The organism is Streptomyces sp. NPDC026417 (assembly GCF_055567695.1).
In genome coordinates this window covers 251,109-259,003 of the sequence record NZ_JBVHPY010000001.1, presented here as the reverse complement: position 1 = coordinate 259,003, position 7,895 = coordinate 251,109, and the positions used below count along the sequence as shown (strand labels likewise).

The 7,895-nt window shown below is 68.4% G+C and carries 4 protein-coding genes; 2 read left to right on the top strand and 2 right to left on the bottom strand.

Going from position 1 to position 7,895, the window contains the following annotated elements:
• Positions 1-3,155, top strand: a 3,155-nt coding sequence (locus ACZ4NT_RS01060; protein WP_467722542.1) for a HAMP domain-containing protein, incomplete at its 5' end; no start/stop codon positions are given.
• 12 nt (positions 3,156-3,167) lie between these two features.
• Positions 3,168-3,752: a response regulator gene (locus tag ACZ4NT_RS01055; RefSeq protein ID WP_121403113.1), complete on the top strand. Its 585-nt coding sequence runs from the start codon at positions 3,168-3,170 to the stop codon at positions 3,750-3,752.
• Positions 3,753-3,824: 72 nt separating this feature from the next.
• Here ACZ4NT_RS01055 and ACZ4NT_RS01050 read toward each other — a convergent pair whose 3' ends face one another.
• Both ACZ4NT_RS01050 and lepA read right to left on the bottom strand, forming a co-directional pair.
• Entirely contained in the window at positions 3,825-5,711 is a 1,887-nt protein-coding gene (locus ACZ4NT_RS01050) for an AMP-dependent synthetase/ligase (RefSeq protein ID WP_467722540.1), read from the bottom strand.
• 304 nt (positions 5,712-6,015) lie between these two features.
• Positions 6,016-7,884, bottom strand: coding sequence for a translation elongation factor 4 (gene lepA, locus ACZ4NT_RS01045; RefSeq protein WP_121403111.1), 1,869 nt, complete (start codon positions 7,882-7,884; stop codon positions 6,016-6,018).
• Between the last annotated feature and the right edge of the window lie 11 nt (positions 7,885-7,895).

Here is a 7,895-nt window from a genome sequence, read left to right as displayed (position 1 = left end):
CGACCATCAACACGATGGTGGACCAGCTCTCCGCGTTCGCCGACGAGGTCACCCGCGTCGCCCGCGAGGTCGGCACCGAGGGCAACCTCGGCGGCCGCGCCCAGGTCCGCGGCGTCTCCGGGGTCTGGAAGGACCTCACCGACAACGTCAACTTCATGGCCGACAACCTGACCTCGCAGGTCCGCAACATCGCGCTGGTGTCCACGGCGGTGGCGCAGGGCGACCTGGGCAAGAAGATCACGGTCGAGGCGAAGGGCGAGATCCTCGAACTGAAGTCGACCATCAACACGATGGTGGACCAGCTCTCCGCGTTCGCCGACGAGGTCACCCGCGTCGCCCGCGAGGTCGGCACCGAGGGCAACCTCGGCGGCCAGGCCCAGGTCCGCGGCGTCTCCGGGGTCTGGAAGGACCTCACCGACAACGTCAACTTCATGGCGCTGAACCTGACCTCGCAGGTCCGCAACATCGCGCAGGTCACCACCGCCGTGGCCAACGGCGACCTGTCGAAGAAGATCACCGTGGACGCCCGGGGCGAGATCCTGGAGCTGAAGGACACCGTCAACACGATGGTGGAGCAGCTGCGGGCCTTCGCCGACGAGGTCACCCGGGTGGCCCGCGAGGTCGGCACCGACGGCCGGCTCGGCGGCCGGGCGCAGGTGCTCGGGGTCTCCGGCGTCTGGCGCGACCTGACCGACAACGTCAACTACATGGCGGACAACCTGACCTCGCAGGTCCGCAACATCGCGCAGGTCGCCACCGCGGTCGCCCAGGGCGACCTGTCCAAGAAGATCGACGTGGACGCGCGCGGTGAGATCCTGGAGCTGAAGACCACCATCAACACCATGGTGGACACGCTGTCGTCGTTCTCCTCGGAGGTCACGCGCGTGGCCCGTGAGGTCGGCAGCGAGGGCAGGCTGGGCGGCCAGGCCCGCGTGGAGGGTGTGTACGGCACCTGGAAGCGCCTGACGACGAACGTCAACGAGCTGGCCCTGAACCTGACCACGCAGGTCCGCGCGATCGCCGAGGTCGCCTCGGCCGTGGCCCAGGGCGACATGTCCCGTTCGATCACGGTGGAGACCCAGGGCGAGGTCACCGAGCTCAAGGACAACATCAACCTGATGGTGGCGAACCTCCGCGAGACCACCCGCGCGAAGGACTGGCTGGAGTCGAACCTGGCCCGTCTCGCCGCCCTCATGCAGGGGCACCGCGACCTGATGGAGGTCGCCGACCTGATCCTGCGCGAGCTGACCCCGCTGGTGAACGCGCAGTACGGCGCCTTCTTCCTGGCCGACCCCGAGGACGAGTCCCTGCGGACCGCCATCCCCGCCAAGGGCCTGGCCTTCATCGCCGGGTACGGCTCGGCGCAGGGCGCGACCGTCGACACGGGCGGCATGCCGGTGCACGGCCTGGTCCGGCAGGCGGCGCGGGAGAAGAAGCGCATCCTCGTGGAGGAGGCACCGCCGGACTACATCAAGATCAACAGCGGTCTGGGCGAGGCCGCCCCCGCCAGCGTCGTCATCATCCCGATCCTCTTCGAGGACAAGCTGCTCGGCGTGATCGAACTCGCCTCCTTCTCCCGCTTCTCCGACGTCCACCTCGCCTTCTTCGACCAGTTCGTGAACACCATCGGCGTCGCGATCAACACGATCATCGCCAACTCCCGCACCGAGTCACTGCTCGGCGAGTCCCAGCGCCTGGCCACCCAGCTCCAGGAGCGCTCGGACGAACTCCAGCGCCAGCAGGGCGAACTGCAACGCTCCAACGCCGAACTGGAGGAGAAGGCCGCACTGCTCGCCACCTCCTCGCAGTACAAGTCGGAGTTCCTGGCGAACATGTCCCACGAGCTGCGGACCCCGCTGAACTCCCTGCTCATCCTGGCCCGGCTGCTGTCCGACAACCCGGACGGCCATCTCTCCGACCAGGAGGTGCAGTTCGCGACCACCATCCACCGCTCGGGGTCCGATCTGCTCCAGCTCATCAACGACATCCTCGACCTGTCGAAGATCGAGGCCGGCCGGATGGACGTACGCCCGAAGAAGCTGCCGCTGATCAAGCTGCTCGACTACGTCCACGCCACCTTCCGTCCGCTCACCATCGACCGGGGTCTCGCCTTCGAGGTCGCGGTCGGCGAAGACGTGCCCCGGGAGATGTACTCGGACGAGCAGCGGCTCCAGCAGATCCTGCGCAACCTGCTCTCCAACGCGATCAAGTTCACCGCGAACGGACGGGTCGAGCTGCGCGTCAACCGCCTCAAGGACCCGGACCACACCTACACCCGGGAGAACAGCGACGACGTGATCGCCTTCGCGGTCTGCGACACCGGCATCGGCATCGCGCCGGAGAAACTCCCGGTGATCTTCGAGGCGTTCCAGCAGGCCGACGGCACCACCAACCGCAAGTACGGCGGGACGGGCCTCGGTCTGTCCATCAGCCGGGAGATCGCCGGGCTGCTCGGCGGTCGCATCATCGCCGAGAGCGCCCCCGGCCAGGGCTCCACCTTCACGCTGTACGTGCCGGTCATCAGCCCTGGGCACGCGGCGGCCGGCGGTGCCGCCGAGGACCGCAGGCCGCTCCTGCCCGAGCAGCTGTCGACCGAGCCCTACACCGTGCACGACACGGACGACTCCTGGCCGACGCTCACCAAGCTGGAGGCCTGGAAGGCGGGCCGGGCCGGGCAGGTCCTGCCCGGCCGGCGGGTGCTCATCGTGGACGACGACATCCGCAACGTCTTCGCGCTCACGCACGTACTCGGCCGGGTCGGCATGCCCGTCCTGTACGCGGAGAACGGGCGCGAGGGGATAGAGACACTGGAACGCCATCCCGACGTCGAACTCGTCCTGATGGACATCATGATGCCGGAGATGGACGGCTACGAGACGATCGCGGCCATCCGTCGCACCCCCCGCTGGGCGGGCCTGCCCATCGTCGCGCTGACCGCGAAGGCGATGCCGGGGGACCGCGAGAAGTCCATCGCGCGGGGTGCCAACGACTACGTACCCAAGCCGGTGGACGTCGATCAGCTGCTGACCGTCGTCTGCGCGCTCCTCGACCCCACGAGCACGGACCCGAGCGGTGAGCCGGACCGCTCCGCCGAGTCCCCCGCCCCCGGACCGAACACGCCGGAGGAGCCCGCCGTCCGGCCGCTGACCGAGTGAGGCACCGTCACGATGAGCGCTGAGGCAACGACCGACGAGCGCGCGAGCATCCTCCTCGTCGACGACATGGAGGACAACCTGGTCGCCCTGGAGGCCGTTCTGGGCTCCCTGAACGAGCCGCTGGTGCGGGCGCGTTCGGGCGAGGAGGCGATGAAGGCGCTGCTGCGCCGGCGGTTCGCCGTCGTCCTGCTCGACATCCGGATGCCGGGGATGGACGGCTTCGAGACCGCCGCGAACATCAAGCGGCTCGACCAGACCAAGGACGTGCCGATCATCTTCCTGACCGGCACGGACGCCGACGCGGGCTACGCGTTCCGGGGGTACGCGACCGGGGCCGCCGACTACCTGACGAAGCCCTTCGACCCGTGGGTGCTGCGCGCCAAGGTGACCGTCTTCCTGGAGCTGCACCGCAAGAGCCGGCAGCTGGAGCGGCTGCTGGCCCGCGAGCAGGTCCAGTTCGACGAGCTGGCCGACCGCCTGCGCAGGGTGGAGACGCACATGGCGGCCAGCAGCCTCCAGGACGTCGTCGAACTGCGCCTCCAGGTCCGGCAGATGGGCGATCTGCTCAAGGAGATGCGGCACGGGCGGGGCCTGTAGTTCCCGGCACCGCGGGCCCGGGTGGTGCGGGTGCGGGGCCCGGAGTGGCTTCCGGGCCCCGCACCGCCGGGGCTAGGCCTCGCGCGATCCCGCGTACATCTCGTCGATGAGGTGCTTGTACTCGCGCTCGACGACCGGGCGCTTCAGCTTGAGGCTCGGGGTGATCTCCCCGTGCTCGACGTCGAGGTCGCGCGGCAGCAGCCGGAACTTCTTGATGGTCTGCCAGCGCTGGAGACCGTCGTTGAGCTGCTTGACGTAGCCCTCGACCATCTCGACGGTGACCGGGGCCGCGACGACCTCGGCGTAGGACTTGCCCTCCAGCCCGTTCTCCTTCGCCCAGTCCAGGATCGACGGCTCGTCGAGGGCGATGAGGGCGGTGCAGAAGTTCCGGTCGGCGCCGTGCACCAGGATGTTGGAGACGTACGGGCACACGGCCTTGAACTGGCCCTCGACCTCGGCGGGCGCGATGTACTTGCCGCCGGACGTCTTGATGAGGTCCTTCTTGCGGTCGGTGATCCGCAGATAGCCGTCCGGGGAGAGCTCGCCGATGTCACCGGTGTGGAACCAGCCGTCGGACTCCAGCACCTCGGCGGTCTTCTCGGGGAGCTTGTGGTAGCCCTCCATGATGCCGGGACCGCGCAGCAGGATCTCGCCGTCGTCCGCGATGCGCACCTCGGTGCCGGGCAGCGGCTTGCCGACCGTGCCGGTGCGGTAGGCCTCGCCGGGGTTCACGAAGGAGGCCGCGGAGGACTCGGTGAGCCCGTACCCCTCCAGGATGTGGATGCCGGCGCCGGCGAAGAAGTAGCCGATCTCCGGCGCGAGCGCGGCGCTGCCGGAGACGCAGGCACGCAGGTTGCCGCCGAAGGCCTCGCGGATCTTGGCGAAGACCAGGGTGTCGGCGACCTTGTGCTTGGTCCCGAGCCCGAAGGGGACGGAGGCGACACCGGTGCGGCGGAAGTTGTCCTGGCTGACCTTCGCGTACTCGCGGGCCACCTCGGCCGCCCACTGGAAGATCTTGTACTTGGCGCCGCCGCCCGCCCGTGCCTTGGCCGCGACCCCGTTGTAGACCTTCTCGAAGATCCGCGGTACGGCCGCCATGTAGGTGGGCTGCACCACCGGGAGGTTCTCGATGATCTTGTCGACCCGGCCGTCCACGGCGGTGACGTGACCGACCTCGATCTGGCCGGAGGTGAGCACCTTGCCGAAGACGTGGGCCAGCGGCAGCCACAGGTACTGGACGTCCTCGCTGGTGATCAGCCCGGTCGCGACGGTGGCCTTGGCCATGTACGACCAGTTGTCGTGCGGCAGCCGGACGCCCTTGGGGCGGCCCGTCGTGCCCGAGGTGTAGATCAGCGTCGCGAGCTGGTCGGAGGTGATCGCGCCGACCTTCTTCGTGATCAGCTCGGGGTTCTTCTCCAGGTGGGCGGCACCGCGCGCCTCCAGATCGGCGAGCGACAGCACCCAGCCGCCCTCGTCCTCGGAGGTGTCCACGCCGGTGGGGTCGATCACCACGACGTGCGTCAGTTCGGGCAGCTCGGCGCGGTTCGCGCGGGCCTTCGCGACCTGCGCGGCGTCCTCGGCGATCAGGACCTTGCTCTGCGAGTCGGAGAGGATGAACGCGGACTCCTCCGCGTTCGTCTGCGGGTACACGGTCGTCGTGGCCGCGCCCGCGCACATGATGCCGAGGTCGGCGAGGATCCACTCGACGCGTGTCGAGGAGGCGAGCGCGACGCGCTGCTCCGGCTGCACCCCGAGCTCGATCAGGCCGGCCGCGATGGCGTAGACCCGCTCGGCGGCCTGCGCCCAGGTCAGCGACTTCCACTCGTCCGGGCCCTGGCCTGCGGCCGACGGCACGGGATAGCGGTAGGCCTCGGCGTTGGGCGTGGCCGCCACGCGCTCCAGGAAGAGGGCCGCCACGGAGGGCGGACGGTTCTCGATCAGGGTCTGTGTGTCGCTCACGACATCCTCCGGGGCCCGCGACAGTGCGTGCGACCGGCTCGATCGACTGCTGTGCGGCTGGCTGGTTGCGGCTGTGTTGTCGTTGGTCTCGGGACCTTGTTTAACTCGCGAGTAACTACCGAGCAGAGATCAGAGTAAGGCCCGACCGCCCGGTACGTAAGAGGCAGCGGCCTGTCACTTCCTACAGAGCGCAACCGGCCGCATGCACAGGGGGCCCGCCGCGAAAAGCGGAACGGGCCCCTGCCGCCCGGTCGATGTCCGGACGATGTCCGTGTATCGGACAGCTACTTCTTCTGCCGACCGGCTACTTCTTGCCCTTGCCGGAGCCGGCGTTGTCGTCGCTGGAGAGAACGGCGATGAAGGCCTCCTGCGGAACCTCCACAGAGCCCACCATCTTCATCCGCTTCTTGCCCTCCTTCTGCTTCTCCAGCAGCTTCCGCTTACGGGAGATGTCACCGCCGTAGCACTTGGCGAGGACGTCCTTGCGGATGGCGCGGATGGTCTCGCGGGCGATCACCCGGGAGCCGATGGCGGCCTGGATGGGCACCTCGAACGCCTGCCGCGGGATCAGCTCGCGCAGTTTGGCGACGAGCCGCACGCCGTACGCGTACGCCGCGTCCTTGTGCGTGATCGCCGAGAAGGCGTCCACCTTGTCGCCGTGCAGCAGGATGTCGACCTTGACCAGGCTGGAGGTCTGCTCGCCGGTGGGCTCGTAGTCGAGCGACGCGTAGCCGCGGGTCTTGGACTTCAGCTGGTCGAAGAAGTCGAAGACGATCTCCGCGAGCGGCAGCGTGTACCGGATCTCGACCCGGTCCTCGGACAGGTAGTCCATGCCGAGCAGGACACCGCGCCGCGTCTGGCACAGCTCCATGATCGAACCGATGAACTCCGACGGCGCGAGGATCGTGGCGCGCACGACGGGCTCGTACACCTCACTGATCTTGCCCTCGGGGAACTCGCTCGGGTTGGTGACCGTGTGCTCGCTGCCGTCCTCCATGAGGACGCGGTAGACCACGTTCGGCGCCGTGGCGATGAGGTCGAGGCCGAACTCGCGCTCCAGCCGCTCCCGGATGACGTCCAGGTGCAGCAGCCCGAGGAAGCCGACGCGGAAGCCGAAGCCCAGCGCCGCCGAGGTCTCCGGCTCGTACACCAGCGCGGCGTCGTTGAGCTGGAGCTTGTCGAGGGCGTCACGCAGCTCGGGGTAGTCCGATCCGTCCAGCGGATACAGGCCCGAGAAGACCATCGGCTTGGGGTCCTTGTAACCGCCGAGCGCCTCGGTCGCACCCTTGTTCAGGGTGGTGATCGTGTCACCGACCTTGGACTGACGGACGTCCTTCACGCCGGTGATGATGTATCCCACCTCACCGACGCCGAGACCGTCGGCCGAGAGCATCTCCGGCGAGTTGGTGCCGATCTCCAGCAGCTCGTGCGTGGCGTTGGTCGACATCATCCGGATCCGCTCACGCTTGTTGAGCTGTCCGTCGATGACACGCACGTACGTCACGACACCGCGGTAGGAGTCGTAGACGGAGTCGAAGATCATCGCGCGCGCCGGGGCGTCGGCGACACCGACCGGGGCCGGCACGTCGGCGACGACCCGGTCGAGCAGCGCCTCGACGCCCATGCCGGTCTTCGCGGAGACCTTCAGCACGTCGTCGGGGTCGCACCCGATCAGGTTCGCCAGCTCCTCGGAGAACTTCTCCGGCTGGGCCGCGGGCAGGTCGATCTTGTTCAGTACGGGGATGATCTTGAGGTCGTTCTCCATCGCCAGGTAGAGGTTGGCGAGAGTCTGCGCCTCGATGCCCTGGGCCGCGTCGACCAGCAGGACCGTGCCCTCGCAGGCCGCGAGGGACCGGGACACCTCGTACGTGAAGTCGACGTGCCCGGGGGTGTCGATCATGTTGAGGATGTGGGTCCTGCCCGGGTCATCCGTGGGCGCCCAGGGCAGCCGGACCGCCTGGGACTTGATCGTGATGCCACGCTCGCGCTCGATGTCCATACGGTCGAGGTACTGGGCACGCATCTGCCGCTGGTCGACCACCCCGGTCAGCTGGAGCATGCGGTCGGCGAGCGTGGACTTGCCGTGGTCGATGTGCGCGATGATGCAGAAATTGCGGATCAGAGCCGGGGCGGTACGGCTCGGCTCGGGCACATTGTTAGGGGTCGCGGGCACGCAGGGTCCTG

Excerpts from the sequence above, each read along its gene's own strand:
- ACZ4NT_RS01055 (WP_121403113.1), top strand. The coding sequence starts at position 3,168 with ATGAGCGCTGAGGCAACGACCGACGAGCGCGCGAGCATCCTCCTCGTC.